The 26334-nt window shown below is 61.6% G+C and carries 25 protein-coding genes and 2 tRNA genes; 23 read left to right on the top strand and 4 right to left on the bottom strand.

Annotated features, from left to right (window positions below; all coding sequences use genetic code 11):
• Positions 1 to 3: 3 nt before the first annotated feature.
• The 4 genes from BT173_RS03360 (at position 4) to BT173_RS03345 (ending at position 3657) form a co-directional block, all read left to right on the top strand.
• Positions 4 to 186 carry a DUF2065 domain-containing protein gene (locus BT173_RS03360; RefSeq protein ID WP_072427204.1) on the top strand — a complete coding sequence of 61 codons (183 nt, stop codon included), beginning with the start codon at positions 4 to 6 and terminating at the stop codon, positions 184 to 186.
• 12 nt (positions 187 to 198) lie between these two features.
• Complete coding sequence (locus tag BT173_RS03355; RefSeq protein ID WP_072427203.1) at positions 199 to 1350, top strand: ATP phosphoribosyltransferase regulatory subunit; 1152 nt, start codon at positions 199 to 201, stop codon at positions 1348 to 1350.
• A gap of 169 nt (positions 1351 to 1519) precedes the next feature.
• A complete protein-coding gene (locus BT173_RS03350) occupies positions 1520 to 2815 on the top strand; it encodes an adenylosuccinate synthase (RefSeq protein WP_072427202.1) in 1296 nt (431 codons plus the stop codon).
• Positions 2816 to 2898: 83 nt separating this feature from the next.
• Entirely contained in the window at positions 2899 to 3657 is a 759-nt protein-coding gene (locus tag BT173_RS03345; RefSeq protein ID WP_072427201.1) for a pyridoxine 5'-phosphate synthase, read from the top strand.
• Between the two features lie 157 nt (positions 3658 to 3814).
• Here BT173_RS03345 and BT173_RS03340 read toward each other — a convergent pair.
• Both BT173_RS03340 and BT173_RS03335 read right to left on the bottom strand, forming a co-directional pair.
• A tRNA-Leu gene (locus tag BT173_RS03340) sits at positions 3815 to 3901 on the bottom strand.
• A 216-nt stretch (positions 3902 to 4117) separates the two neighbouring features.
• Positions 4118 to 4204 (bottom strand) — tRNA-Leu (locus BT173_RS03335).
• A gap of 65 nt (positions 4205 to 4269) precedes the next feature.
• Here BT173_RS03335 and rnr point away from each other — a divergent pair.
• Positions 4270 to 7026 (top strand): ribonuclease R, encoded by a 2757-nt coding sequence (gene rnr, locus BT173_RS03330; protein ID WP_308417551.1) that lies wholly within the window; start codon positions 4270 to 4272, stop codon positions 7024 to 7026.
• 32 nt (positions 7027 to 7058) lie between these two features.
• A complete protein-coding gene (locus BT173_RS03325) occupies positions 7059 to 9620 on the top strand; it encodes a response regulator (protein ID WP_072427199.1) in 2562 nt (853 codons plus the stop codon).
• A gap of 57 nt (positions 9621 to 9677) precedes the next feature.
• On the opposite strand, the gene BT173_RS03320 is transcribed toward BT173_RS03325, so the two are convergent.
• Positions 9678 to 9971 (bottom strand): hypothetical protein, encoded by a 294-nt coding sequence (locus tag BT173_RS03320; protein WP_072427198.1) that lies wholly within the window; start codon positions 9969 to 9971, stop codon positions 9678 to 9680.
• 162 nt (positions 9972 to 10133) lie between these two features.
• Here BT173_RS03320 and BT173_RS03315 point away from each other — a divergent pair, with 162 nt between their 5' ends.
• The 3 genes from BT173_RS03315 (at position 10134) to BT173_RS03305 (ending at position 11751) form a co-directional block, all read left to right on the top strand.
• Entirely contained in the window at positions 10134 to 10493 is a 360-nt protein-coding gene (locus tag BT173_RS03315) for a hypothetical protein (RefSeq protein ID WP_072427197.1), read from the top strand.
• A 73-nt stretch (positions 10494 to 10566) separates the two neighbouring features.
• Positions 10567 to 11259 (top strand): SIMPL domain-containing protein, encoded by a 693-nt coding sequence (locus BT173_RS03310; RefSeq protein ID WP_072427196.1) that lies wholly within the window; start codon positions 10567 to 10569, stop codon positions 11257 to 11259.
• Between the two features lie 33 nt (positions 11260 to 11292).
• Positions 11293 to 11751, top strand: a complete 459-nt coding sequence (locus BT173_RS03305) for a protein YgfX (RefSeq protein ID WP_072427195.1) — start codon at positions 11293 to 11295, stop codon at positions 11749 to 11751.
• Positions 11752 to 11766: 15 nt separating this feature from the next.
• Here the strand turns inward: BT173_RS03305 and nadB are convergent, their stop codons facing one another.
• Entirely contained in the window at positions 11767 to 13350 is a 1584-nt protein-coding gene (gene nadB, locus BT173_RS03300) for an L-aspartate oxidase (RefSeq protein ID WP_072427194.1), read from the bottom strand.
• Positions 13351 to 13670: 320 nt separating this feature from the next.
• Between nadB and rpoE the strand changes: the two genes are divergently transcribed.
• From rpoE to BT173_RS03230, 14 genes are all read left to right on the top strand, one after another.
• The gene (rpoE, locus tag BT173_RS03295; protein ID WP_072427193.1) at positions 13671 to 14276 is read left to right on the top strand and encodes an RNA polymerase sigma factor RpoE; all 606 of its coding nucleotides are present in this window, start codon (positions 13671 to 13673) and stop codon (positions 14274 to 14276) included.
• 26 nt (positions 14277 to 14302) lie between these two features.
• A complete protein-coding gene (locus BT173_RS03290; RefSeq protein ID WP_084658107.1) occupies positions 14303 to 14818 on the top strand; it encodes a sigma-E factor negative regulatory protein in 516 nt (171 codons plus the stop codon).
• A gap of 49 nt (positions 14819 to 14867) precedes the next feature.
• Positions 14868 to 15830 carry a MucB/RseB C-terminal domain-containing protein gene (locus BT173_RS03285; RefSeq protein ID WP_175545541.1) on the top strand — a complete coding sequence of 321 codons (963 nt, stop codon included), beginning with the start codon at positions 14868 to 14870 and terminating at the stop codon, positions 15828 to 15830.
• 193 nt (positions 15831 to 16023) lie between these two features.
• Positions 16024 to 17526, top strand: a complete 1503-nt coding sequence (locus tag BT173_RS03280; protein WP_084658105.1) for a DegQ family serine endoprotease — start codon at positions 16024 to 16026, stop codon at positions 17524 to 17526.
• Positions 17523 to 17783, top strand: coding sequence for a glutaredoxin family protein (locus BT173_RS03275; protein ID WP_072427190.1), 261 nt, complete (start codon positions 17523 to 17525; stop codon positions 17781 to 17783). Before BT173_RS03280 ends, BT173_RS03275 begins: the two co-directional genes overlap by 4 nt.
• 125 nt (positions 17784 to 17908) lie before the next feature.
• Entirely contained in the window at positions 17909 to 19702 is a 1794-nt protein-coding gene (gene lepA, locus BT173_RS03270; protein ID WP_072427189.1) for a translation elongation factor 4, read from the top strand.
• Positions 19703 to 19847: 145 nt separating this feature from the next.
• The gene (lepB, locus tag BT173_RS03265; RefSeq protein ID WP_072427188.1) at positions 19848 to 20822 is read left to right on the top strand and encodes a signal peptidase I; all 975 of its coding nucleotides are present in this window, start codon (positions 19848 to 19850) and stop codon (positions 20820 to 20822) included.
• A 94-nt stretch (positions 20823 to 20916) separates the two neighbouring features.
• Complete coding sequence (locus BT173_RS03260; RefSeq protein ID WP_175545540.1) at positions 20917 to 21288, top strand: DUF4845 domain-containing protein; 372 nt, start codon at positions 20917 to 20919, stop codon at positions 21286 to 21288.
• Positions 21281 to 21985, top strand: coding sequence for a ribonuclease III (gene rnc / locus BT173_RS03255; protein WP_072427280.1), 705 nt, complete (start codon positions 21281 to 21283; stop codon positions 21983 to 21985). The genes BT173_RS03260 and rnc overlap by 8 nt, the downstream gene beginning before the upstream one ends.
• Positions 21982 to 22875 carry a GTPase Era gene (gene era, locus BT173_RS03250; RefSeq protein ID WP_072427186.1) on the top strand — a complete coding sequence of 298 codons (894 nt, stop codon included), beginning with the start codon at positions 21982 to 21984 and terminating at the stop codon, positions 22873 to 22875. The genes rnc and era overlap by 4 nt, the downstream gene beginning before the upstream one ends.
• A gap of 62 nt (positions 22876 to 22937) precedes the next feature.
• On the top strand, positions 22938 to 23681 hold the full coding sequence (gene recO / locus BT173_RS03245; protein ID WP_072427185.1) for a DNA repair protein RecO: 744 nt from the start codon (positions 22938 to 22940) through the stop codon (positions 23679 to 23681).
• Positions 23678 to 24061, top strand: coding sequence for a holo-ACP synthase (acpS, locus tag BT173_RS03240; protein WP_072427184.1), 384 nt, complete (start codon positions 23678 to 23680; stop codon positions 24059 to 24061). Before recO ends, acpS begins: the two co-directional genes overlap by 4 nt.
• Before the next feature lie 138 nt (positions 24062 to 24199).
• Positions 24200 to 24562, top strand: a complete 363-nt coding sequence (locus BT173_RS03235) for a SpoIIAA family protein (RefSeq protein ID WP_072427183.1) — start codon at positions 24200 to 24202, stop codon at positions 24560 to 24562.
• A complete protein-coding gene (locus BT173_RS03230) occupies positions 24562 to 26286 on the top strand; it encodes a cyclic-di-GMP receptor FimW-related protein (RefSeq protein WP_072427182.1) in 1725 nt (574 codons plus the stop codon). Before BT173_RS03235 ends, BT173_RS03230 begins: the two co-directional genes overlap by 1 nt.
• The last annotated feature ends 48 nt before the right edge of the window (positions 26287 to 26334 follow it).

The following is a 26334-nucleotide window of genomic DNA, read 5'->3' as shown; positions in this document are numbered from 1 at the left end:
AGCTTGTGGGATAATCTCGGTTTCGCCCTGGCCCTCGTGCTGATCGCCGAGGGCCTGTTGCCGTTCTTGTCGCCCACTTTGTGGCGCCATACCTTCGAGCGCCTGGCCGCGCTGGAAGACGGCCAGCTCCGCTTCGTCGGTTTTGTCTCCCTACTGGCTGGTCTGCTTTTGCTGCTGGTCTTTTGAGCGTCTGTTCCAATGAGAAACTGGATTCTTCCTGAAAATATCGCCGACCTGCTGCCGCCCGAAGCGCGCCGGGTCGAGACGCTGCGGCGCGCTTCGCTCGATCTGATCGCGGGTTTTGGCTATGAGCTGGTACAGCCGCCGCTGATCGAGTACGTGGACTCGCTGCTCACGCGTGACGATGCTGCGCTGGATTTGAAGACCTTCAAGCTGACCGATCAGCTGTCAGGTCGTCAGCTTGGCCTGCGCGCCGATATCACGCCCCAGGTTGCCCGTATCGATGCGCATCTGCTCAATCGTCAGGGCGTGGCACGTCTGTGCTATGCCGGGCCGGTCGTGCATACGCTGCCCGACGGCATCATGGCTGCACGCGAGCCGCTGCAGCTGGGGGCTGAAATCTACGGCTATGCCGGTGTGGCGGCCGATGTGGAAATCGTCGAGTTGATGGGCGAGTGCCTGAAGCTGGCAGGTATTGCCCATGTGCATCTGGATATCGGTCATATCGGGCTGTTCCTGGCGCTGGCTGATGCGGCAGGCTTGCAAGGTGGTGCGCGTGAAGCGGTGTTCCGTACCATCCAGCAAAAGGATGCCGCCACGCTGGCTGCGCTGCTGGCCGATGTGCCGGCCGATCTGAAAGCCGGCTTGCTGGCCCTGCCGAATCTGTATGGCGATCTGCAGGTGCTTGAGCAGGCCGAGCGCAGCCTGCCCGCGCTGCCTGGTGTGCAGTCAGCGCTGCGCGAGCTGCGCGAGCTGAGCGTGGCCCTGGCAGCACGCGACATTACCCCGAATTTTGATCTGGCCGAGCTGCGTTCGGGCTACTACCACACCGGCCTTGTATTTGCCGCCTATGCGGAGGGCTGGCCGAATGCGGTGGCGCGCGGTGGGCGCTACGACCATGTCGGCGAGCAGTTTGGTCGTCCCCGTCCGGCCACCGGCTTCAGTCTCGATTTGAAAGAGCTGGCCTGGCGCCTGCCGCCGGCAGCCGCGCGCGCGGCGATTCTGGCGCCGTCCACTTTCGATCTGCAACTGGCCGATGCGATCCGCCAGTTGCGTGCAGCGGGTGAAACGGTGGTGGTGCGTCTGGGCGAGGTGGTGGACCCGGAAGAACTGCATGCCAACCGTGAGCTGGTGCTGGTGGATGGCCAGTGGCAGGTGCGTGCGCTCTGAGCGGCTTGACTGTCTATGCTGTAGTGCATTGCATGGCAATGCCAAGGAAAACCGGCGGTCGTGGTGCCAGGATGGGCCAGGACTGTTTCCCTGACCGGTAGGCCGATTTCGGGCCTGCAGGCCGCGCCGCTGGCGCGAATTTGATTTGATCTGTAATGAAGGAATATCCATGAGCCGTAACGTCGTGGTGATTGGCACCCAATGGGGTGATGAAGGCAAGGGTAAGATCGTTGACTGGATGATGGATCACGCCGAGGGTGTGGTGCGTTTCCAAGGCGGTCACAACGCTGGCCATACCCTGGTGATCGGTGGCAAGAAGACCGTGCTGCGCCTGATTCCGTCTGGCATCATGCATGCTGGCAAGGCCTGCTTTATCGGCAATGGCGTGGTGATCTCGCCGGAAGCGCTGCTCAAGGAAATTGATGAGCTGAAGGCGGCGGGTGTAGATGTGGAAAGCCGCCTGATGATTTCCGAGGCCTGCCCGCTGATCCTGCCGTATCACGTGGCGCTCGATCAGGCCCGCGAAGCGGCCAAGGGCGATAAGAAGATCGGCACGACCGGTCGTGGTATTGGCCCGGCCTATGAAGACAAGGTGGCACGTCGTGCGATTCGCGTGCAGGACCTGTTCTTCCCTGAGCGCCTGGCAGCCAAGCTGGGTGAAAACCTCGCTTACTACAACTTCCTGCTTAAGGAATATTTCAAGACCGCGACCGTGGATTTCCAGCAGACGCTGGAAGAAACGTTGCGTCTGGCGGAGCGCATCAAGCCCATGGTGGGCGATGTATCGCGCACGCTGCACGATATGAACCAGGGCAATAAGCCGCTGCTGTTCGAGGGGGCGCAGGGCACGCTGCTGGATATCGACCACGGCACCTACCCCTATGTGACCTCCAGCAACTGCTCGGCCGGTGCGGCTGCGCCCGGTGCAGGTGTGGCGCCGCAGATGCTCAATTATGTGCTGGGCATTGTGAAGGCCTACACCACCCGCGTGGGTTCCGGTCCTTTCCCCACCGAGCTGTTCGATGATGTGGGTGCAGGTCTGGCCAAGCGCGGCAATGAATTCGGTTCGGTGACTGGTCGTCCGCGTCGCTGCGGCTGGTTCGATGCGGCTGCTCTGAAGCGCTCGATCCAGATCAACGGCGTGTCCGGCCTGTGCGTGACCAAGATGGATGTGATGGACGGCATTGATGTGATCAAGCTGTGTACCGGCTACCGCATCAATGGTGAGATCGTAGACATCCTGCCGGTAGGTGCCGAGGAGCTGTCGGGTTGCGCGCCGGTGTACGAAGAGCTGCCGGGTTGGAGCGAATCGACCTTCGGTGTGAAGCGCTTTGAGGATCTGCCGCTGAATGCGCGCAACTACCTGAAGCGTATCGAGGAAGTGACTGGCGCACCGATCGATATCATTTCGACCGGCCCGGATCGTGAGGAAACGATTGTGCTGCGGCACCCGTTCAATCACTAAGCATCAGGAACGCCCGGCCCGTGCCGGGCGTTGTCACATGGGGCGGGCGGGATTGCCTGCCGCTGTCATCGAGAAATGCCGCAATGACCGTATTGTCCGTTAACGTTAACAAGATCGCCGTGCTGCGCAATTCGCGTGGTGGCGATATGCCCAGTGTGCTGGCCGCAGCGCAAACCTGCCTGGCGGCCGGTTGCGGCGGGATCACCGTTCATCCGCGCCCCGATCAGCGCCATATCCGCCCTCAGGATGTGCTCGATCTGGCGCAGTTGCTGGCGGGCTCGCCTGCCGAGCTCAATATCGAAGGCAATCCCTTCGCACCGCCGCGCGATGCTTATCCGGGCTTGCTGGCGCTGTGTGCGGCGGCCAAGCCGGCTCAGGCTACCTTGGTGCCCGATAGTGATGGCCAGATCACCTCTGACCATGGCTTTGATCTGCGCCGGGATGCTGAGCGCCTGCGCCCGCTGATTGCCGAGTTGCATGAGGTGGGTTGCCGGGTCAGCCTGTTTATGGATGCGGATTCGCCGGATATTGAACTGGCAGCTGAGATCGGCGCAGACCGGATCGAGCTCTACACCGGTCCGTATGCGGAAGCGTTTGAGCGTGGCGATGCCGCGCGGCAGCTGGCGCTGTGCGCGCAGGCGGCGCGACGTGCGCAAGCGGTGGGCTTGTCGGTCAATGCCGGCCATGATCTGAATCAGGCCAATTTGGGCGCTTTTCTTGTCCAGGTGCCTGCCGTGGCCGAGGTGTCGATAGGCCATGCCTTGATCGGCGAGGCGCTCTACGCGGGCCTAGCCGCTACGGTAGCGGCTTATACGGCAATCTGTGCGGGAGAGGGGCGCTGAGTCGCATGCGGGCGCTTATGGCCTGCCTGTGTGGCAGCGAGCGCCTGCTTGCTGCCGCAGGCAGCCTGTCAGTCAGCCAGTCGGGTGTGGTGGCGCGATACGTTTCGAACGCACAAAACAATAAAGCCGATACTTTTGTATCGGCTTTATTGAGTATTGGTGCCCAAGAGAAGACTCGAACTTCCACGCCCTTGCGAGCGCTAGGACCTGAACCTAGTGCGTCTACCAATTCCGCCACCTGGGCTTCAAGACTTGCTGCATTGTGTTCAGCGCGTCGAGAGGTGCGCATTATAGGGGATCGAAAACTGCTGTCAAGCTTTTGGCTGAAGAATTTTGCGCAGCCTGCCTTGCGTACCGCTCAGCGCGCTGCTGTTAGCGCTCCGATGCTGCATGCACAGAGCAGTGCTGGCGCTGAAAACAACAAAGCCGACGCTTGCGCATCGGCTTTGTTGATTAATACTGGTGCCCAAGAGAAGACTCGAACTTCCACGCCCTTGCGAGCGCTAGGACCTGAACCTAGTGCGTCTACCAATTCCGCCACCTGGGCTTCGAACATCGCTGCTTTGCAGTAGCGCGTCGAGAGAGATGCGCATTATAGAGAGGCAAATCGCCGTGTCAAATACCAAATCGAAGAAAAACACTTCCTCCAGCAAATTGCCGCGCGCCGCGCTCAAGCTGCGCCAGGCAGATCCTTTTTATGAACAAGAGCTTGCGCGTTATGCGCAGCCCATGCCGAGCCGCGGCTATCTGCTGCAAATTCTTGCCGAGCATGGCGCGCCGATGATGCCGGAGGAGCTGGTGGCGATGTTTGCCATCCAGCCCGAGGAGTCGGAATTCTTCTCGCGCCGCATCAATGCGATGGCGCGTGAAGGTGAGGTGGTGATCAATCGCAAGGGGGCAATCTGCATTGCCGAGAAGCTCGATCTGATCAAGGGGCGGGTGGTAGGTCATCCGGATGGTTTCGGTTTCGTGGTGCCGGATGACGGAAGCCCCGATCTCTTCGTCGGCCCGCGCGAAATGCACAAGGTGCTGCATCGCGATCGGGTCATGGTGCGCGAGATCGGTGTGGACAGACGTGGGCGGCGCGAAGGCAAGATTGTCGAGGTGCTCGAACACGTGAATAGCCGCGTGGTGGGTCGCTTGAAGGAGGAGCGCGGTGCGCGCTTCGTGCTGGCCGAGGATCGCCGCATCACCCAGGAAATCCTGCTTGCCCCGGAGGGCAGCCTGCCGGCCGAGCCAGGCCAGATCGTGACCGTGGAGTTATTGAGTCAGCCGAGCAAGTATTCGCAGGCGGTTGGGCGCATTGTTGAAGTGCTCGGGAATTATGCTGACCCGGGCATGGAGATCGAGATCGCGCTGCGCAAGCATGATTTGCCGCACGAATTTTCGGCCGAAGCCGAGGCCCAGGCCAAGAAGACCCCGCAGAAGGTGTTGAAGAAGGACTGGCAGACCCCGGAGGGGCTCAAGCGCGAAGATCTGCGCGATATGCCGCTGGTGACGATAGATGGCGAGACCGCGCGCGACTTCGACGATGCCGTGTATGCCGAAAAGCAGGGACGCGGCTGGCGGCTGGTAGTGGCGATTGCCGACGTCAGCCACTATGTGCGCCCCAAGGACGCGCTCGATGAGACCGGCTACGAGCGCGGCAATTCGGTGTACTTCCCACGCCGCGTGATTCCCATGCTGCCGGAGCAGCTATCCAATGGGATTTGCTCGCTGAACCCCGATGTCGAGCGCTGCTGCATGGTGTGCGATATGCAAATCGACGCCAAAGGCCAGGTCAAGCAGTACCGCTTCTACCCGGCGGTCATGCTGTCCAAGGCGCGCTTTACTTACACTGAAGTGGCGCAGATCCTGGCTGAGCCCAAGGGCGAGGCGGCCCAGCGCCGCAAGGCCCTGCTACCGCATCTGCAGAATCTGTATGGCCTGTTTCAAGCCATGCTCAAGGCGCGTAGCCAGCGTGGGGCGATCGATTTCGCGACCACCGAAACGCAGATGATCTTCAACGAGCAGGGCAAGATCGAGCGTATCGAGCCGGTGCAGCGTAACGATGCGCACCGCCTGATCGAAGAATGCATGCTGGCGGCCAATGTCTGCGCGGCCAACTTCCTGGCCGAGCACAAACATGCCTCGCTCTACCGCGTGCATGAGGGGCCGAGCGAACGCAAGCTGGAGAATCTGCGTCGCTTCTTGGGCGAGCATGGTCTGAGCCTGGGTGGGGGCGACGAGCCGCAGGCCAGCGATTATGCCGCGCTGATGGAGCAGGTGAAAACCCGTCCGGATGTGGACCTGATGCAGACCATGCTGCTGCGTTCCATGCAGCAGGCGGTGTATAGCCCCGAGCAACTCGGCCACTTTGGCCTTGCTTACGATGCGTATGCGCATTTCACCTCGCCGATACGGCGCTATCCGGACCTGCTCGTGCATCGCTCGATTAAGGCGGTGCTGAAAGGCCAGACCTATGCGCCAGGCAAGTGGGAAGAAATCGGCGCGCATTGCTCGAGCACCGAGCGGCGCGCCGACGAGGCGACCCGCGATGTGCAGAACTGGCTCAAGTGCTACTTCATGCGCGATCGCATCGGCGAGGTGTATGAGGGCGTGATCTCGGCGGTGACCAGTTTCGGGGTATTTGTGTTGCTCGACGGCCTGTTCGTGGAAGGGCTGCTGCATATCTCCGAACTGGGTAAGGACTATTTCCACTATGACGAGGCCAAGCATGTGCTGCGCGGCGAGCATGGCGGCCAGGTCTATGGGCTGACCGACCGCATCCGCATCCGGGTGGCACGCGTCGATCTGGAAACCAGCAAGATCGACTTCGCGCTGGCGCAAGCGCCGGCCGAGCAGGCTGCCAGCAAGGCAACGCGCGCTGGCCGGGCTGGCGCCAACAAGACCGTGGCGCCAGCCCCGGCTGCAGCACCCGCACCCTTACCCGCCAAGACGCTGCCTGCGGATATGCCTGCCAGCAAGCCAGCGCGCGGTGCGCGACGCAGCAAGGCCGATGCGCCTATTGCAGACGCACCTGCGCCGGCAGCGCCCGCTAAGTCCGCGCCCAAGGCCAGGGTGAAGCAGGCTGCATCGGTGGCTGCGGCCGAGCCCGATCATCAGCCCGACTCGCCACGCCTGGCCAAACGCCCCGCGCAGGTGGCGGCCCTGTTGTCGCCCAAGCCGCAAAGCAGCCCGCTGGATGTGGTGTTGGCCCAGCTCGATACGCCGAAAACCAAGACCAAGGCCAAGCCAGCGGCGGAAAAGACCGCGGCACCGGCTAAGCGCAGGAAGGCACCGGCCAAGTTGCTGAGCCCTGAGTCTGGGGCGGACAAGCTGTCTGCACCTAAGCCGACGAAGGCCAAACCCGGCAAACGCTCCAACTAACATGGCGCCGGGCATGGCGGAGGAGGATGCGGATGTCGCCTTTGGCGTGGGACGTGCTGGCCCACTACCGCTGGCTGAACTGCCCGGTGTGGGTGTTCAGCGAGGATGGTCGACACATTCTGTGGGCGAATCCGGCCGCCTGTGCCTATTGGCAGGCGACAGACTCGGTCGCACTTGCTCAACGTGATCTGGGTGCAGACGCCGCCTTCCCTTCGGCAGCCTTTGCCCAGCTAAGGGCCGAGCTGGCCGAGCAGGGCAGGGCGGCCTTGCGTTGGCCGGGGCGACTGCCCCTGCAGCTCGAAGCTTGCCTGATCCGCTTGCCCGCTGGTGGCATGGGGATATGCGCGCAGGGCCAAGCCCTGACGACACCGATCGAGCCGGCCGCCTTGCGGGGTGTGGAGGCGGTGCTGCATTTCTCGCTGGCCGTGGTGATGTTCAGCCTGGATGGTCTGGTGCTGATGCAGAACCCCGCAGCGCTGCGCGCGTTTCCACAGCTCGCCCAGCAGGCGGTCGGCAGCTTTGCCAGTCTGTTCGAGCAGGCCTGGGAGGCACAGTCGGTCTGGCAGGCGGCGTTGGAGCAGGGGGTGGAGCAGGGCGAGCGCCTGCTGGCTGCGCGCCCCAAACCGCGCTGGTATGCGTATAGCCTGCACCGGGTGCTCGACCCGGTCAGCGGCGCCCCGGCCATGCTGCTGACCGCGCAGGATGTGTCGCAGCGCGTACTGTCCGAGCAGAAGTTCCGCGTATTGTTCGAACAATCGGCCAATCCCATGCTGCTGTATGACCCGCAGACCGGCCGGGTCGTGGATGGCAATCGCGCTGCCGCGCAAGCGCTACGGTTGGCCGGGCGCCAGCAGCTACTGGATGCCGATCCGGCCGATTTCTACCCGCTGCTGCAACCGGATGGTCATGCCTCGCTCGAGCGGGCCGCCGAATTCGGGCAAGCGGCCCTGCGCGCGGGTTGGCAGCGCTTCGAATGGCTATTCCGCCGCGCCGATGGCACCGAGCTGCTGGTTGAGGTCAATCTTTCGCCGGTGACGGTGGATGAGCGCAGCCTGCTGTTCGGCGTCTGGCACGACTTGTCCTTCCGTCGTCTGATTGAGCGCCAGCTGACCGAGGCCAAGGAGCAAGCCGAGGCGGCCAGCCGTGCCAAGAGCCAGTTTCTGGCCAATATGAGCCACGAGATACGCACGCCGCTGAACGCGATTCTGGGCATGAGTGGCCTGTTGCAGGAGACCGAGCTGCAGCCGCGCCAGCGTGAGTGGCTGGATGTGGTGCGCTTCTCGTCCGAAGGGCTGGCCGAGCTGGTCGGTGACATCTTGGATTTCTCGCGCATCGAGGCGGGCAAGCTCAGTCTGAATCAGGCGCCGTTCGACTTGCTGGCCCTGGCGCAGCGCACGGTGGCTTTGCTGCGTCTGACGGCCACGGAGAAGGGTTTGGACCTGCGCCTGGAGGTCGAGGATGGCCTGCCCACGTGCTTGAGCGGCGATGCCGGGCGGGTCCGCCAGGTGTTGGTCAATCTGCTCGGGAACGCGATCAAGTTCACCGAGCGGGGCGAGGTGAGCCTGAGCCTGGCTGCGCGCCCGCTCAGCGAGGGGCGGGTCTGGGTGGAGATGGCGGTGCGCGATACCGGCATCGGGATTGCCCCAGCCAAGCTCGAATCGATCTTCGAGGCCTTTGCCCAGGCTGATGACGCCATCAATCGCCGCTATGGCGGTAGTGGCCTGGGACTGACCATTTCGCGTCGCCTGGTGTATGCGATGGGTGGCGAGTTAAGCGTGCAGAGCACGCTTCAGCAAGGCAGCGTTTTCCAGCTGCGCATCCCTATGAATCTGGCCGAGATGCCAGCCGCGCAGGTAGTTGCGCCGCCGGCTGCGCTGCGGCCTCTGCGCATCCTGCTGGCGGAAGATAATCCGCTCAATCAACAGCTGGCGCTGGCCCTGCTGGCGCGCGATGGGCACGCTGTGACCTTAGCGCAGGATGGTGGCGAGGCGATCGGCCTGTTTGCCGAGCAGGACTTCGACCTGGTGCTGATGGATATGCAGATGCCGCGCATCGATGGCCTGGCTGCCAGCCGGGCGATTCGTGCGCTGCCGGCTGCACGACGTGTTCCGATCATCGCCATGACCGCCAATGTGCTGCCCGAGGACCGCGCACGTTGCCTGGCCGCTGGCATGGATGACTTCCTGCCCAAACCGATCTCCCCCGAACGCCTGCGTGCACTGCTAGCCGGCTTGCCGCTGGCGGCGCCAGATGCAGTGGCTTCGACCGAGGAGGCGGCGGTGGATTTCGATCCTGAGCAGGCGCTGGCTGGCTGCGGGGGCAACCGTAAGTTGCTGGCCAGCTTGCTGAGCTTGTTTGCGGCGGAATGGCCGGCGCGCCGCAGCGCGTTGGTGGCCTGCTTGGATCAGCGCGATTCAGCCGCGCTGGCGGAGGCGCTGCATAGCCTGAAAGGCAGCCTCGGTGCGCTGGCCTTCAGTGCAGCATTACAGCGATTGCGGGGTCTGCAGGCGCATAGTCTGCCCGCCCTGGGGGACTTGATCGCGGCGGTGGAGGCCGGCGTGGAGGCAGGTCAGCACTGGCTGGCCAGCGATTAAGCCAGTTTTGCTTCAATCGGCTTGGTTTGGCCAGCCACGCCAAGCCGTGGCTGGCAATCAGCCTATGCCGCGCAGCAGTTGGTCGATCTTGGTACGGTATTCATTGCTCGGATCGGTGATGCGCATGCCGGTGCGGAATTCACCCATTGAACCGACTAGGGAAGAGTAGATAGGCTTGCCCTGTACATCGACGTAGGACACGCTGATATGCATCGCATCCGGGATCTGCAGAATGATCTTGTAGGTGATGTGTGGAAACAGCTGCTCCTTGCAGAACAGCGAAATCCCCTTCTGCGCCACCTCGGTTGCCTGGCCCTGAATCACCCGGTCTGGCTCATTCAGCGGGATCACGGCCGCTTTCCAGCGGACCAGTCGGCGCCCTGAAGTGCGTTGGTCGAACATGCTCAGCCCTAGTTGATATGCTTGTTAGCGATTCTATGCGATGGCCTGGGCGCTTCATAGCGTGGCGCAATGTGCATGCTATGCTGAGCCAGCCTTATTCTGGAGAACCCCATGTATTTTGTTGACCGCTCGATCGCTGTGATCAAGCCGAAGAAGCCGTTTCTCGATTGGCTGAATGCCCTGCCGGACACCGAGGTGACGCTGACGCTGGAAGATGTGCGCAGCGATTGCACCGTGCTGATGATTCCCGAGGTCAATGAGCAAGAAGATGGGATTGCCTATATCGACGATATGGCCGACAAGGTCTTCGAAATGGAACTGGCCTCCTGGAGCCAGGAAGAGAAGCTCTGGCCCAAGTCGCGCAATCTGAAGACCTTCTGGGAATGGTTCGATGTGGAGATCCACACCGTGCTGATGGACAGCGTGGACCAGGACATCCGCAATAGCCCAGCCGATCACGGCTTGCACTAAGCCTGGACAAGTTCAGGCTCGATTCAGGCCGGCGCACTAGACTGGCCCCATCTCAACGGAAGAGGAATACCTGATGAAAAAATTAGCTCGCCTGACCGCCTTGGCCTTGTTGGCCAGTAGTGCATTTGCCAGCGAAGCTGTGCTGTTCAATGTGGTTAGCCTGCAGGCGGAAGCGCGCCGCGAGGTGCCGAATGATCTGGCCCAGGCTTCGCTGTATGTCGAGTTCAGCGATGCGAATGCCGCTCAGCTGTCCGATAAGCTCAACCGTGCGCTGAGTGATGGACTGAAGGCCGCCAAGGCCTACCCGACGGTGAAGGCGGCCAATGGCGGCAATAGCGTCTACCCCTTGTATGGCAAGAACAATAAGGCGGAAGGCTGGCGCGGTCGGGCCGAAGTGCGCCTAGAAAGCACCGATTTCAAAGCGCTGGCCGAGCTAGTCGGCAAGCTGCAAAGTACTATGCAGCTGGGTGGGATGAGCTTTGGCGTGTCGCCCGCCACGATGGAAAAGGCGGAGACCGAGTTGATCGACGAGGCGGTCCGAGCCTTCCGCAGCCGTGCTGAAGTGGTCAAGCAAAGCGTGGGCGGCAAGGGCTATAAGCTGGTGAATCTAAGTGTGAATACCCAGGGTGGCTATGCCCCGCCGCCTATCATGCGCGCCAAGGCCGGCTTTGCCCGTGCCGAGGCGATGGATGTGGCTGCCCCACCGATGGAAGCCGGGCAGAGCCAGGTCACGGTGGGTGTGGCCGGCAGCATCCAGGTCGAGTAAGCAAAAAGGGCAGCCCAGGCTGCCCTTTGTTCTATGCCTGCACATAGCGCCCCCCCGCTACGCCTATCGCTGCGCCCGTCTCGCCTAGTCTGCAAGGGGCTGCTGGCTTTGTACGCGCTGATCCTGCCGTCACTCTGGCTGGCCAATCTGCCCTGGTGGGGCAGCCTTGGACTGAGCCTAGCCCTGTTGCTGGCCGCATATTGGCATCGACGCGTACAAGCGCAGCCAGTACCCGAATTGCTGCGGCTTCTGCCGGATGGCGGCTGGATGATCGTGTGGCCATCCGGTGTGGAAGAGCTCGCCCAGCTGGCGGATGGGGTCTACTGCAGCCGCTACCTGATTCGTCTGCCGCTGCGTCTGGATGATGGCCGCCAGCTGCGCCTGATGCTCTGGCCTGATAGTGCAGCGGCCGATGAGTTGCGCCGTTTGCGTGTCTGGCTGCGCTGGGGTGTTCGCGATGAGCGGTCTGCAGGGCAGGGCGGGGCCAGCTGAGCCGGCCCCTTCCGACTAGCTGCCCTGACGCGCGGGCAGGATGGTGGGCGTGGCGACCGCAGCCGTATCCGGATAGTCGCGGCTGTAGTGCAGGCCACGGCTCTCCTTGCGCAGCAGGGCCGAGCGCACGATCAGATCGGCGGTGTCGACCAGATTGCGCAGCTCGATCAGGTCGTTGCTGACGCGGAAGTGGCTGTAGTACTCGTCGATTTCGCTACGCAGCAGGGCGATGCGATGCGCGGCGCGCTCCAGGCGTTTGTCGGTGCGTACGATGCCCACGTAGTCCCACATGAAGCGGCGCAGCTCATCCCAGTTGTGCGCAATCACCACCGCCTCATCCGCATCGCTGACCCGGCTCTCATCCCAAGCCGGCACGGCCAGTCGCTGCGCCTTGGGCGCGGCGGCAATCGTGCTGGCTGCCGCACGGCCGAGCACCAGCGCCTCCAGCAGTGAGTTGCTGGCCAGCCGGTTCGCGCCATGCAAGCCGGTGCATGCGGTTTCCCCTATCGCATACAGATTCGCCACATCGGTGCGCCCCTGCAGATCGGTGACCAGGCCGCCGCAGGTGTAGTGGGCGGCCGGCACGACCGGGATAGGCTGACGGGTGATGTCGATGCCCAGCTCCAGGCAGCGCTGGTGGATATTCGGAAAATGCTCGCGAATGAAGTCGGCCGGCTGATGGCTGATATCCAGGTGCACGCAATCGAGACCATGCTTCTTCATCTCGAAGTCGATGGTGCGTGCGACGATATCCCGCGGCGCGAGCTCGGCACGCGCATCGTGGGCGGGCATAAAGCGCGTGCCATCCGGCAGTTTGAGCAAGCCGCCCTCGCCGCGCACCGCTTCCGAGATCAGGAAGCTCATCGCATGTGGGTGGTACAAGCAGGTCGGGTGGAACTGGATGAATTCCATATTCGCCACCCGGCAGCCGGCGCGCCAGCCCATGGCAATGCCGTCGCCGGTGGCGGTGTCCGGGTTGGTGGTGTACAGATAGACCTTGCCCGCACCGCCGGTGGCGAGCACGGTCTGGTCGGCCAGCAGGGTTTCAACCTTGTCAGCATGGCGGTCCAGCACATAGGCCCCCAGGCAGCCCGCCTCGGGCTGGCCAAGTTTCTTGCCTAGGATCAGATCCAGACCAATATGGTTTTCCAGCACCTTGATATTCGGGTGGGTCAGCACCTTGGCCGCCAGGGTCGCCACCACGGCCGCGCCGGTCGCATCGGCGGCGTGGATGATGCGCCGATGCGAGTGCCCGCCCTCGCGAGTCAGATGGAAGCCGGTTTCATGCGCGGCATCGGGCGTGAAAGGCACGCCCAGGCGTATCAGCCACTCGATCGCCTCGCGCGCATGGCTGAGGATACATTCGGTGGCGGCAGGGTCGCACAGACCGGCGCCGGCAATCAGCGTGTCTTCGACGTGTTCGGCAATGCTGTCGGTCTGGTCGAGCACGGCGGCGATGCCGCCCTGCGCCCACTGGCTTGCGCCATCGGTGAGCTGGCGCTTGGTCACCAGGGCGACCTTGTGCGTGTCGGCCAGCTGCAAGGCCAGGGTCATGCCAGCCAGGCCGCTGCCCAGGATCAATACATCGTAACGTTGCATGATGTTCGCGAGGGTTGAAGTGCGCCCACTATACCAAAGCGTGCCCTGAGCGAGCTTTGCCTGCCTCCGGAACTTTTCTGCAGCTGCCGCAGTCAAGTTGTTGTGCCCGCAAGGGAGGACACTGCGTAAAGGCCTTACAGAATATGGACACCATTACACTCCGGCCCACGAATCTGCTCGACGTATGGGACGCCGAGCCCAAAACTGCACGCAAAACAGCGCCAGTGCTTGAAAAAGCGCCGGCCAGCAGGCATGTTGACCCGATTGCAGCGCCGCAAGCGCAAGCTGGTAGTGCGCTGAGCGAGGGGAAAACATCGACCATGTCGAGCGAGCGGGACATCGACCACGAATTGGTACTGCGCGTTCAGCGCGGTGACAAGAAGGCTTTCGAGCTGCTGGTCGCCAAATATCATCGCAAGATCGCACGGCTGCTCAGCCGCATGATCCGCGATCAAGCCGAGATCGAAGACGTCTCGCAGGAGGCCTTTATCAAGGCCTATCGCGCTTTGCCCTCCTTTCGCGGCGAAAGCGCGTTCTACACCTGGCTGTATCGCATTGCCATCAACACCGCCAAGAACTACCTCGCTTCGCTTGGCCGTCGTCCGGTGCTGTCGACCGAGTACGAGGACGAGGACGGTGAGACGCTCGATACCGCTGCCCAGTTGCCGGATATGAATACGCCGGAAACCGAGATGATGAATCGCCAGATTGTCGATACCGTCAATCAGGCGGTGGAGGCCTTGCCGGAAGAATTGCGCACCGCGATTACCTTGCGCGAGATGGAAGGTTTGTCGTACGAAGACATCGCGGCAGTGATGAACTGCCCGATTGGCACCGTGCGTTCGCGGATTTTCCGCGCGCGTGAAGCCATTGCGGTACAGTTGAAGCCGCTTATCGAATCAGCTGGCAAAGACCGGCGTTGGTAAACAAACAGGGTAGATGGGTGTTGAACATGCAGGAAAAGCTCTCTGCAATGGTGGATGGCGAGTGGGATGACCACGAGCTGGAAAAGCTGATCGCCTCGATTGATCAGGATGAGTCCTGCGCGCAAGCGTGGCATGACTATCACCTGATCTCCGATGCAATGCGCCAGCAGCCCGTGGTATCCGACTGCTTCCTGGCCAAGTTTTCCGCCCGGCTGGAAGCCGAGCCGGTGGTGCTGGCACCGAGTGCTCTGCGCCGACGCCCGGCCGCCCCGCGCAAGCAATGGGTGGCGCTGTCGATGGCGGCCTCGGTGGCCTTGGTCAGTGCAACAGCCTGGTATGTCGGACGTGCCCAAGGCGGCAGCCTGCCTGCGGCTGAACTGCAGGTGGCGGCCAATCAGCCGGCACCGCGCGCCGCGCAGAATGTGGATGCCCTCAATCCCTACCTGCAGGCGCACCAGGCTATGGTGGGCAATCCGGGTTTCAGCCACCGCCCAGTCATCCTGACCGGTGCCGAAGCTGAACGTGCGGTCGCACCGCGTTGATTCGGCGTCCCTGCGTATCTTGCCTACTCCTCATGCTATGAAGCTGCGCTTGGGAATTTGCGGTCTGCTGCTGTTTGCGCTGTCCGCCTCGGCGGCTGAACTGCTGACGGCGTCCGAGTCGGTTAGCCTGCTGCGCAAGATGGGTACGGCAGCTCGCTCGCTCAATTACAGTGGTGTGTATGTGTATCAGCATGCTGATGTGATGGAGACCTTCCGGCTCGTGCATGCCTTTGATGCCAGCGGCGAGCAGGAGCGCCGCGAGTCACTGGACGGCGTGAGACGCGAGTTCGTCCGCACCAATGACCAGATCGTCTGCTACTCGGCTGAGGCGAGACCCTTCTTGCTCGACCGGCGTGCGGCCAACAAATTCTTCCCCGGCGTCATGCCCGACCAGGCCGCTGATGTGCTCAGCAACTACGCCTTCAAGCGCCTCGACACCGAGCGCGTGGCAGGGCACGAATGCCAGTCCATTCTGATGGAGCCGCGCGATAAGCTGCGCCATCCGCACAAGCTGTGTGTGGAACCCAATTCCGGCCTGTTGCTCAAGTCCACCATGTACACGACGGGGCGGCGTGAGCCTCTCGAGCAGTTCGCCTTCACCCAGCTGGAAATCGGCGGGCCGATCAATAAACAGCTGCTCAAGCCCACGCTGGCCGGTAAGGTACCGCCCCCGGCGCCTGCGGTTGCCGCCAAGCCGCAAACGCCGAGTCCAGCCGCGACCGAGGTGCAGTTCGTGGCCGAGAACCTGCCGGGTGGCTTCCGCCTGGTGAAGGAAGCGACCAGTCAGATGCCTGGCAAAGCGCTTCCGGTGGCGCATTATTTGTACAGCGATGGCATGGCGACGGTATCGGTGTTTATCGAACCGGCCAGCAATGGCCCTGTCAGCTTGCCGCTAACCCAGGGTACGCTGAACTTCTACTCGCGCCAGATCGATGGCTGGCGTATCACCGCTCTGGGCGAAGTGCCGCTGCGCACTGTGCAGCTGTTCACCCAGGCCTATTCGCCGCGCTAGCTCGTCTACCACGCATTCCGTCTGTGGCTATTGCAGTTCGCGCCCACTATCCCCATCTTCGTCGCGTCCACGTGCTGGCCTTGGAACTCCACGCGCCAGCCCGGCTCGAATCTCCCGATTGCACTGGCTTGACCGCGAAGGCTTCAAGCCATGTAAAGCTTGCTCGTCAACATAGAAAAGGGATCTAAGCATCATGAAGAACAGCCTGTTGACCGCCGCATTGATTGCCTGTGGTCTGATTGCCTGCACCGAAGCGGCCAATGTGGGTGCCGCATCCCAGCCGGTAGTGGCTGCCGCTGCGCCTGCCGTTGCGGCCAGCGCCCCTCTGGTGACCGGCCTGCCTGACTTTACTGCGCTGGTGGAGCGCGAGGGCAAGGCCGTGGTGAATATCAGCACCGCGCAGATTCGTCGTAATGCCGGCAATCAGCAGATTCCTGGCCTGGGCGGTGACGATCCGTTCGAATTCTTCCGTCGCTTTGGTTTCCCCATTCCGCCCCAGGGTCAGCGTCCGCAGCCGCGCGAAGAGCGCGCCCAGTCGCTTGGTTCGGGCTTCATCGTGGAGGCCGATGGCTATGTGCTGACCAATGCCCATGTGGTGGCGGATGCGGATGAGATCACTGTCAAGCTGGGGGACAAGCGCGAGTTTAAGGCCAAGGTGGTGGGCTCGGATGCGCGCACCGATGTGGCGGTGTTGAAGATCGACGCCAAGAATCTGCCGGTGGTGGATCTGGGCTCCAGCGAGAAGCTGCGTGTCGGTGAATGGGTGGTGGCGATTGGCTCACCGTTTGGCCTGGAAAACACCGTGACCGCAGGTATCGTCAGCGCCAAGGGGCGTAATCTGCCCGACGAGAATTTCGTGCCCTTTATCCAGACCGATGCCGCGGTAAATCCGGGCAACTCGGGTGGCCCGTTGTTCAATGTGCGCGGCGAGGTGGTGGGCATCAACTCGCAGATATTCAGCCAGTCGGGCGGCTATATGGGTCTGTCTTTCGCCATTCCCATCGACGAGGCAATGAAGATCGTCGCGCAGCTGAAATCGGGTGGCAAGGTGACCCGTGGCCGCATCGGCGTGGGCATCCAAGGGCTCAGTGATGAGCTGGCTGCCGACTTTGGCCTGAAGAGCGCCAAGGGTGCACTGGTCAGCAATGTCGAACCCGAAGGCCCGGCTGCCAAGGCCGGCTTCAAGGCTGGTGATGTGATCCTCAAGTTCAATGGCCGCGAGGTCGAGCAGTCGTCCGATCTGCCGCGCATCGTCGGTGAAACCAAGCCAGGCAGTGCGGTGCCGGTAGAGATCTGGCGTGATCGCTCGGCCAAGACCCTGAAGGTGACCGTGGGCGAGCTCGACCAGCTGGCGGATGGCCGCTCGGCTCAGCGCGAACTGAAGCGCGATCGTGGCGCCGCCGAGTCCTTGAACAAGTCCGGCCTGACTGTGCGCGAGCTCAATCCACGTGCGGCCAAGGAGCTAGGCATCAAATTCGGTCTGCAGGTGACCAATGTGGAAGGCCCGGCCGCCCGTGCTGGCGTGCAGCCTGGCGATGTGATCGTCGGTCTGGGCGGCGAGGAGCTCAGCAGCTTCGCCCAGCTTGAACAGACGATTGCCAAGGCCAAGCCCGGTAGTTCGCTGCCGCTGCGTCTGCGTCGCGGTGAGGCTGCGCTGTTTGTCAGTCTGAAACTGCCGAGCAAGGGCGAGGAATGACAGAGCGGGTGCTGCTGACCCTGTTTGGTCGTGAGTATTGCAGTCTGTGCCAGCAGATGCGCGAAGAGCTGCGTCTGCTGGCGCCTGAGCTGAATCTGGACATCGTCTGGTTCGATATCGACGATGACGATGAGATCGAGGCGCGCTACCACGAGATGGTCCCGGTGCTGACGGGTGATCAGGATGAGGTGATCTGCTTCTATCACCTTGATCGCCACAAGCTGGAGGCTTACCTCGTCCGTCGGTCGCTTGGCTGATCTAGCAGCCAAGCGGGCCCGATTCCGGTAAAATCGCCGCAAATCTACGTGGGCACGCCACAACGTGCCCATTTTTCATGCCGGTTTCCGGCAGCTGTCAGCCGGAAAAGTACCCACAGAAGTTTATGAACCACATCCGTAATTTCTCGATCATCGCCCATATCGACCACGGCAAATCCACGCTGGCCGACCGCTTCATTCAATACTGCGGCGGCCTGGAGTTGCGCGAAATGAGTGAGCAAGTCCTTGATTCGATGGATATCGAGAAGGAGCGTGGCATCACCATCAAGGCCCAGACCGCTGCGCTGCATTACAAGGCGCGCGATGGCCAGATCTACAACCTGAACCTGATCGACACCCCAGGTCATGTGGACTTCAGCTATGAAGTGAGCCGTTCGCTGGCTGCCTGCGAGGGCGCGCTGCTGGTGGTTGATGCCTCGCAGGGCGTAGAAGCGCAGACCGTGGCCAACTGCTACACCGCCATCGAGCAGGGTGTGGAAGTGGTGGCGGTGCTGAACAAGATTGACCTGCCGGCTGCTGAGCCGGAACGGGTGATCGAAGAGATTGAAGACATTGTCGGCATTGAGGCCACCGATGCCGTGCATGCCTCGGCCAAGAATGGCATCGGTATCCAGGACATTCTGGAAGCAGTGATCGCGCGAATTCCCGCCCCGAGCGGCAATCCGGATGGTCCGCTCAAGGCGCTGATCATCGACTCCTGGTTCGACAACTATGTCGGCGTGGTCATGCTGGTGCGCGTGGTGGATGGCGAGATCAAGCCCAAGGACAAGCTCCTGTTCATGTCCACCAAGGCCCAGCATCTATGTGAACAAGTCGGTGTGTTCACGCCCAAGTCACTACAGCGCGATTCGCTCAAGGCGGGTGAAGTGGGTTTCGTCATCGCCGGCATCAAGGAAATTGCCTCGGCCAAGGTGGGCGACACGATTACCCTGGTCAAGCCGGCCGCTGAGCAGCCGCTGCCTGGCTTCAAGGAAGTGAAGTCACAGGTGTTCGCAGGTCTGTACCCGGTTGAGTCGCATGATTACGACTCGCTGCGCGATTCGCTCGAGAAGCTCAAGCTTAATGATGCTTCGCTGCATTTCGAGCCCGAGGTATCGCAGGCGCTCGGCTTCGGCTTCCGCTGCGGTTTCCTGGGTCTCTTGCACCTGGAAATCGTGCAGGAGCGCCTTGAGCGCGAATTCAATATGGATCTGATTACCACGGCGCCGACCGTGGTCTATCAGCTGCTGTTGAAGGACGGCGAGGTGATCGAGATCGAGAATCCCTCACGCCTGCCTGAACTGGCCAAGATCGAGGAAATCCGCGAGCCCATCATCACCGCCACCATCCTGATGCCGCAGGACTATGTCGGCCCGGTGATGACGCTGTGTAATCTGAAGCGCGGTGTGCAGAAGAATATGCAGTATATGGGCCGCCAGGTGATGCTGACCTATGAGCTGCCCATGGCCGAAGTGGTGATGGACTTCTTCGACCGCCTGAAGTCGGTATCGCGCGGCTATGCCTCGCTCGACTATGACTTCAAGGAATTCCGCGCCGACGACCTGGTGAAGCTCGATGTGTTGGTGAATGGCGAGCGTGTCGACGCGCTGAGCCTGATGGTGCATCGTGCCAATAGCGTCTACCGTGGCCGCGAGCTGGTCAGCAAGATGCGGGAACTGATTCCGCGCCAGATGTTCGATATTGCGATCCAAGCCGCCATCGGTGCGCACATCATTGCGCGTGAAACGGTGAAGGCCATGCGTAAGGATGTGCTGGCCAAGTGCTACGGTGGCGATATCACCCGTAAGCGCAAGCTGCTGGAAAAGCAGAAGGCCGGTAAGAAGCGCATGAAGCAGGTGGGTAATGTCGAGATTCCGCAGGAGGCCTTCCTGGCCATTCTGCAGGTTAGCGACAAGTAAGACTACGCCGGGGCGACCCGGCGTTTGAATTTGCTGCCGACTACTTGTTTCATGCCGCGCTATCTGCGCTTGGTCGCAAAAGCACTGACGGATAACTGGCAGCCCGAATAATCTGAATACTTTCTTTCAACCCACGAAAGCCCTCATGAACTGGACACTGCTCGCGCTTGCCGCATTGTTTATCGGTCCCATCCTGATCTGGCGCGCCCGACGTAAGGCGCAGCCGGTATTCGATGCCGAACAGATGAGCGAAAGCGCTCTGTGGGGCTACTTCCTGATCCTGGTCGGTGGTTGGGGCGTGTTGTCGATGTTCGCTAACCCGAGCGACCTGTTCTTCCTGGTCATGATGGTGGCGGCTGTACTGGCCTTGTTCGCTAAGCTGCGTGGTTACAAGGCCAAGGGCAATGAGCGGCCGCTGCCGGACTGGGCAGCCTTCGGTTTTTCCAATGCCTTGGTGCTGGCCGCCATCGGTGTGGGCAAGACCTTTGTGGTCGAGCCGATGCAGATCCCGTCCAGCTCGATGCGCCCTGGCCTGGTGGTCGGTGATTTCATCCTAATCAATAAATTTGCTTACGGCGTGCGTATTCCGTTTATCAACGAGACCGTTGTGCCCTTGGGCAAGCCACAGCGAGGCGACGTGGTGGTATTCCGTTACCCAATGGATACCCGACTCAACTACATCAAGCGTGTGATCGGTGTGCCTGGCGATAAGGTCGAGTACCGCAACAAGCTGCTGACCATCAATGGCGTAAAGGTTGATAGCGTGCCGGTGGCCGAGTATCGCTACGCCGATGGTGGTGGCGAGGGTATCCAGGCTGTGCGCATGCGCGAGACCCTGGACGGCAAGGTGCATGACACGCTGAATGTGCCGGGAGCCCCCACGCTGCTACCGCCGGGTGTCATGGATTTTCCTGGCCGTAGCGAATCCTGCCAGCACGATGAAACGGGCTTCAGCTGCACGGTGCCGGCCGGTAAGTACATGATGCTGGGCGATAATCGTGATAACAGTAATGACGGCCGTTACTGGGGCTTTGTGCCGGAGAACCATCTGGCCGGTAAGGCTTTCCTGATCTGGATGAATCTGGGCGAACTGAGCCGGATTGGTACCAAGATCAACTGAAATGGGCTGGGGCGGTGAAATCCGTCGCCACAGCCACTAGAATGGCGCGAATCGACCCGCCCGGGTCTTTAGCCAGCGAAGAATGGGGAATCGAATGCGTAAGCAAGCAGGTCTGAGTCTGATCAATATGTTGCTGTGGGCCATTGTGTTGGGTTTTGGCCTGCTGCTGACCTTGAAGTTGATCCCGGTATATACCGAGTACTTCGGCATTAAGTCGGCCTTGGCGGGTCTGGTGAAGGAGAAGGCTGGGGCGCCAGTGAGCGATATCCGCGAAGCCTTTGTCCGTCGCGCCGAGATCGAGAACATCAAGTCCCTGAAGGCGGATGATCTGGACATCATTCAGGATCAGGCTGGTACAACCATCAGTGCCAGTTACGAGGCCATCGTGCCCTTGGTAGCCAATGCAAGCTTGGTGTTCAATTTCGAACTGGAAGAAAAGCAAGGCGGCAGCCCGGCGGCTGAATAAGGTGAGTGGGGATCTGAATCGGCTGGAAGCCGCGCTTGGTCATCGCTTCAAGGATGCTACCCTGCTGCGCCAGGCCTTGACACACCGTAGCTTCGGCATACCGCACAATGAGCGGCTAGAGTTTCTTGGCGACAGCATCCTGAACGTGGTGACCGCCTGGTTGCTGTTTGATGCGTTTCCCGAACGTAGCGAGGGTGAGCTATCGCGTTTGCGTGCCAGCTTGGTCAAGAAGGAAACCTTGGCCGAATTGGCCAGCGATCTGGGGCTGAGCGACTATCTGCGCCTCGGCGATGGTGAAGCGCGTAGCGGCGGTTACCAGCGCCCGTCCATCCTGGCCGATACGCTGGAAGCCTTGTTTGCCGCCATCTGTCTGGATGCCGATTTCGAGGCCGCCAAGCGCTCGGTGGCCCGCTTGCTCGGCCCGCGCATTGCGACGATAGACCCGGAAACGCATGGCAAGGACAGCAAGACCCGTTTGCAGGAATGGCTACAGGCGCAGCGACTGGCCTTGCCCGATTACCAGATCGTTAGCCAGCACGGTGAAGCACATGACCAGCACTTCGTGATCGCTTGCCGCATTGCGGCGCTCGATCTGGTGTGCGAAGGCGAGGGCGGCAGTCGCCGCGCTGCCGAACAAGTCGCGGCTACCCGCGCGCTGGCCTTGCTGCCGGCAGTCAAGAAAGGGAAGAAGCCATGAGCGACGCCACTGCATTCCATACCGGCTTTATCGCCATCGTTGGCCGCCCGAATGTGGGCAAGTCCACCCTGCTTAATCGCTTGATTGGGCAGAAGATCAGCATTGTCTCGCGCAAGGCGCAGACCACGCGGCACCGCATTACCGGCATCCGTACGGATGCTGATGCGCAGTTTATCTTCGTCGATACCCCGGGTTTTCAGACCAAGTACAAGAGTGCGCTGAACGAGGCGATGAACCGTGGCGTGACCACCACCTTGTCCGATGTGGACGTGGTGCTGTTCGTGATCGAGGCGAGCAAGTTCGACGAGCGCGATATCGAGGTCATGAAGCTGCTGCCCAAGCACCGACCGGTGATCCTGGTGCTGAACAAGGCCGATCTGCTCAAGGACAAAGGCCAGTTATTGCCCTTTATCGAGCGCATGTCCAAGCAGTTCCCCTTCCATGCCATTGTGCCGGTGTCGGCCAAGAAGATCATGAAGGTTGATGTGCTGGTCGACTCGATCAAGCCACTGCTGCCGGTGGGCGAGCCGATGTATGAGGAAGATCAGGTTACCGACCGCAGCGAGCGCTTCCTCGCCTCGGAGCTGATCCGCGAAAAGATCTTCCGTCTGGTTGGTGATGAATTGCCCTATTCGACCACGGTGGAAATCGAGCGCTGGGAAGAAGAGGGTAATCTGCGCCGCATCTATGCGGCCATTCTGGTTGACCGCGATGCGCAAAAGGCCATCGTGATTGGTCATGGCGGCGAGAAGCTGAAGGAAATTTCCACCCAGGCCCGTACCGATATGGAAAAGATGTTCGACGGTAAGGTCTATCTGGAAGTGTTCGTCAAGGTCAAGAGCGGTTGGGCCGATGACACCCGTCTGGTCCGCCAGTACGGCTACGAATAAGCGACCCTCAGGCCCGCCGCATCAGCTGCAGCGGGCCTGCCTTCTCTTTCTCCTTCCCACGCATGGCAGCCACCTTCGCCCGCAGCAAGGAACGTGTCGAAGCCAGTCACAGCTGGCTGCTGCACAGTTATCCCTATAAAGAAACCAGCCTGATCATTGAGGTATTCAGCCGCGAACATGGTCGGGTAGCCATGGTGGCGCGCGGTGCGCGTCGGCCGACCTCGGCCTTGCGCGGCAGCCTGTTGGCCTTCCAGCCGCTGGCTCTGTCCTGGTTTGGTAGCGGTGCGCTGAAGACTCTGCATGCAGCAGAGTGGCAGGGCGGTGTCGCTCAGCTGGCTGGCCTGCCACTGATCTGTGGCTTCTACCTGAACGAGGTACTGCTGAAGTTGCTGCCGCGCCAGGACGCTCACCCGGCCCTGCAAGCCGCCTATGCAACGGCCATTCGCGCGCTGAGTGTGGCCCAGGATGGTGAGGTGGAGCCTATCCTGCGCCGCTTCGAGCTGACCTTGCTGCGTGAGCTCGGCTACGGTCTGGCGCTGGACAAGGATGCGCATGGCAGCCCGATCTCGCCCACGCGTCATTACCGTTTCCTGAGCGGACGCGGCCTGTTGCTCGATGAACAGGTGGCGGGCGAGCAGGGCGTACCCTTGGCGGGCAGCAGCGTGCTAGCGATGGCGCGCGGTGAGTTTGCCGACAGCTTGGTGGCCCAGCAGGCCAAGCACTGGGTGCGCACAATGCTGGCCGAGCTGCTTGGCGACACGCCGCTGCATACCCGCAATATCCTGCGTGATCTGCACAAATTATGATTTTCGGCATCGGTACCGATCTGGTCGACATCGCCCGCATCGAGCAGGCTTACGCCCGCCACGGACGGCGCTTTCTGGCGCGCATGTTGGGGCCGGATGAGCTGGCCGGCTTTGTCGATGACGCGAACAGCGCGCGCTTTCTGGCCAAGCGCTGGGCGGCCAAGGAAGCGTTTGCCAAGGCGCTGGGCACTGGCATCCGGCCACCGGTCAGCTTGGCCTCTATCCAGATCTGCCATGATGCAGCCGGTCGTCCGCTGCTGCAGCTGGACGCGGCAGTGCTGGCCCATATGCAGCAGCTGGGCGCCGGGCGAGCCCATCTGTCGCTGTCGGATGAACGTCAGCAAGCCTTGGCATTTGTACTGATTGAAGCCGCTGTTTAAGCCACGGCATGGCGCAGCACCGGCAGCTTGCGTATAAAGAAACAAGGCCAGACCCGGCGGCAGGCATACAGCCTGTCGTTTGCTGAGCCAAGATCCGCACAGATTTGTCCACGTAATGCCTTCACCGGGAGAAAGCTGATGATTGCGATTGAGCATAAGGCGCATGGCGTGCTCGCGACGGTAGCCGGTGAATTCACGCTGGCGGATTACCGCGAGTTCGAGGAGAACGTGCTGTACGAGGTGCAGTTCCACGGCAAGCCGAATCTCTTGTTCGATCTGACCGAGATGCTCAGCTACACGCTGGATGTGGTCTGGGAGGAGATACGCTTTTCGCGCCAGCATGGCCATCAGTTCGGTCGCGTGGCCGTGGTGACACAAGACCAGTGGATGACCTGGGCGACCTGGCTGGCGCGGTTATTCGTGGACAGCGAGGTCAGGGTGTTTGACGATGCAGCGCAGGCGGAGGCCTGGCTGGGTGAAGCAACAATGGTGATGAACTGATGCGGAAACTGTTTGAATCGATTTCCGGGCTGGTCAAGCGCGATGCCGATCCGCTGGCCGATGCCCGCTCAGCCACACAATGGATGAAGGAAATCGGCCAGGAAGACCTGGGCGGCCGCCTGAGCGCGGTACGGGCGGTGTTGGCCAGCGTGGCCGGCCGCCCCAATCACAAGCTGGACAATCTGCTGGCCCTGTTCGTGATCGATGAGCAGATTCAGACCACCTATGCCCAAGTCTGCCAGCAGTATGTGCAGAACCCGCGTGCCGGCAAGGCCATCGAGGAAAAGCTGTGGAGCGATATCATCGGCTTTGCACGCGATATGCTGGCGGCCTACCACCCCTTTGTCGTGCTGGAGGAGCCTGGCCCACAGGAGGCGAACGGCTTCCACCAGGCCAGCGCGAAGATGCTGGCGCGCGCGCTCCACTATGTCGGTATTCAGGTGAAGTGGCATTTCTTCCGCTTCCAGGCACCACCTGCCCAGCTCTGGGCGGCCACCAACCAGCTGTATCGGCTAGCTGAAATCAGCAATGTCGATTCCGACCCTTTCCCGCTTTATCCGGCCCAGGATGCGACGCCTACCTCCTGTGCGGATGAGTTCATCCGCATCCAGATGCTGGCCACGCTGAATAACGGCAACTTCAGTCTGCGCCAGTTTGATTGGGCCGACCGCTGGCTGGCCAGCTGGTCGCGTCATGTGCAGATCGAGCGCAAGTACCGTGACAATATCCACCAGTTCTGCGTGAACCTGGCCGAGCCGACCGGCCCGGCCAAGATCCATGCCGCCATCGAGGGCGAGATGCTGCGCTTTTGGGGCGTGGCAGAGCTGCTGGCCGAAATGGGTCGCACCATGCGCGCGCTGGAAGGCGGCGACTCCCCGGCTCGCCTGGGCCTGGGTGACGATGCGCGCATGCCAGCCTGCCTCGATTTCATGCGCCAGCTGGAAATCCTCTGGTCGCGCGAGCGGCATCAGCAGCATAGCCGCGATGAGCGCACCCAGGTCAGCAAGCTTGTGCAGATTGCCTCGGGCTTGAGCAATATCTTCGCCGCGGTGCGCCTGGACGACGAGCGTGCCATGGCGCGCGCGAGCGGCCGTCATGCGCCCGATAACGACGAAGTGATGGACATGAAGCTGTATGGCTATGTGACCGAGCGCACCAAGCAGAAACTGGCCGCCATGCAGTCGCGCAACCATGCTTATGTCAGCAAGGCCAAGGCGGTCGAGCACGATGAATGGGTGATTGAAAACCAGTCGGCGGGTGGCTTTGGCGCCGTGCTGCCACTGAATGGCCACGATTGGGTGCGGCTGGGGGTTTTACTGGCGGTGCGCAATGAGGTGCAGGGCAGCTGGATGATTGCGGTGATACGCCGCCTGAACCGCATGGATGCCGAGCAGCTGTATGCGGGCGTGCAGATTCTGACCACCACGCCGGTGGCGGCCAGCTTGAAGTCGATGGATGAGGAGCAGCGCGCGGTGCCGATGTCGCTCGATGGTGGCATCGACACCATAGGCCTGACCATGCCGAAGAGCGCACTCTATATCCCCTATCTCGGCGAGGGTAAGCGTCTGAACAGCCTGCTGATCCATACCTCGGACTACGCACCCGGTCGCGTCTATCAGGTGGTGGCGCGCGATAAGGCCTTCATGGTGCGGATTGCCGATACGCTGGAGAAAGGGCCAGACTGGATCTGGACCGCGGTGGAAGTGCTGCGTCGCGACGCCTGAAACGCGCGCCCAACAAAAAAGCCGACCAGCGAGGTCGGCTTTTTATTT

Origin of the sequence: Chitinimonas taiwanensis DSM 18899 (assembly GCF_900119825.1) — a bacterium.
GTDB lineage: Bacteria > Pseudomonadota > Gammaproteobacteria > Burkholderiales > Chitinimonadaceae > Chitinimonas > Chitinimonas taiwanensis.
This window is presented reverse-complemented; position numbering and strand designations above follow the sequence as displayed.

What these genes read in the sequence shown, in the direction of transcription:
- BT173_RS03355 (WP_072427203.1), top strand. Translation starts at nt 199, where the DNA reads ATGAGAAACTGGATTCTTCCTGAAAATATCGCCGACCTGCTGCCGCCC.
- BT173_RS03350 (WP_072427202.1), top strand. Translation starts at nt 1,520, where the DNA reads ATGAGCCGTAACGTCGTGGTGATTGGCACCCAATGGGGTGATGAAGGC.
- BT173_RS03345 (WP_072427201.1), top strand. Translation starts at nt 2,899, where the DNA reads ATGACCGTATTGTCCGTTAACGTTAACAAGATCGCCGTGCTGCGCAAT.
- BT173_RS03325 (WP_072427199.1), top strand. Translation starts at nt 7,059, where the DNA reads ATGTCGCCTTTGGCGTGGGACGTGCTGGCCCACTACCGCTGGCTGAAC.
- BT173_RS03315 (WP_072427197.1), top strand. Translation starts at nt 10,134, where the DNA reads ATGTATTTTGTTGACCGCTCGATCGCTGTGATCAAGCCGAAGAAGCCG.
- BT173_RS03310 (WP_072427196.1), top strand. Translation starts at nt 10,567, where the DNA reads ATGAAAAAATTAGCTCGCCTGACCGCCTTGGCCTTGTTGGCCAGTAGT.
- BT173_RS03305 (WP_072427195.1), top strand. Translation starts at nt 11,293, where the DNA reads ATGCCTGCACATAGCGCCCCCCCGCTACGCCTATCGCTGCGCCCGTCT.
- nadB (WP_072427194.1), bottom strand. Translation starts at nt 13,350, where the DNA reads ATGCAACGTTACGATGTATTGATCCTGGGCAGCGGCCTGGCTGGCATG.
- rpoE (WP_072427193.1), top strand. Translation starts at nt 13,671, where the DNA reads ATGTCGAGCGAGCGGGACATCGACCACGAATTGGTACTGCGCGTTCAG.
- BT173_RS03290 (WP_084658107.1), top strand. Translation starts at nt 14,303, where the DNA reads ATGCAGGAAAAGCTCTCTGCAATGGTGGATGGCGAGTGGGATGACCAC.
- BT173_RS03280 (WP_084658105.1), top strand. Translation starts at nt 16,024, where the DNA reads ATGAAGAACAGCCTGTTGACCGCCGCATTGATTGCCTGTGGTCTGATT.
- BT173_RS03275 (WP_072427190.1), top strand. Translation starts at nt 17,523, where the DNA reads ATGACAGAGCGGGTGCTGCTGACCCTGTTTGGTCGTGAGTATTGCAGT.
- lepA (WP_072427189.1), top strand. Translation starts at nt 17,909, where the DNA reads ATGAACCACATCCGTAATTTCTCGATCATCGCCCATATCGACCACGGC.
- lepB (WP_072427188.1), top strand. Translation starts at nt 19,848, where the DNA reads ATGAACTGGACACTGCTCGCGCTTGCCGCATTGTTTATCGGTCCCATC.
- BT173_RS03260 (WP_175545540.1), top strand. Translation starts at nt 20,917, where the DNA reads ATGCGTAAGCAAGCAGGTCTGAGTCTGATCAATATGTTGCTGTGGGCC.
- era (WP_072427186.1), top strand. Translation starts at nt 21,982, where the DNA reads ATGAGCGACGCCACTGCATTCCATACCGGCTTTATCGCCATCGTTGGC.
- recO (WP_072427185.1), top strand. Translation starts at nt 22,938, where the DNA reads ATGGCAGCCACCTTCGCCCGCAGCAAGGAACGTGTCGAAGCCAGTCAC.
- acpS (WP_072427184.1), top strand. Translation starts at nt 23,678, where the DNA reads ATGATTTTCGGCATCGGTACCGATCTGGTCGACATCGCCCGCATCGAG.
- BT173_RS03235 (WP_072427183.1), top strand. Translation starts at nt 24,200, where the DNA reads ATGATTGCGATTGAGCATAAGGCGCATGGCGTGCTCGCGACGGTAGCC.
- BT173_RS03230 (WP_072427182.1), top strand. Translation starts at nt 24,562, where the DNA reads ATGCGGAAACTGTTTGAATCGATTTCCGGGCTGGTCAAGCGCGATGCC.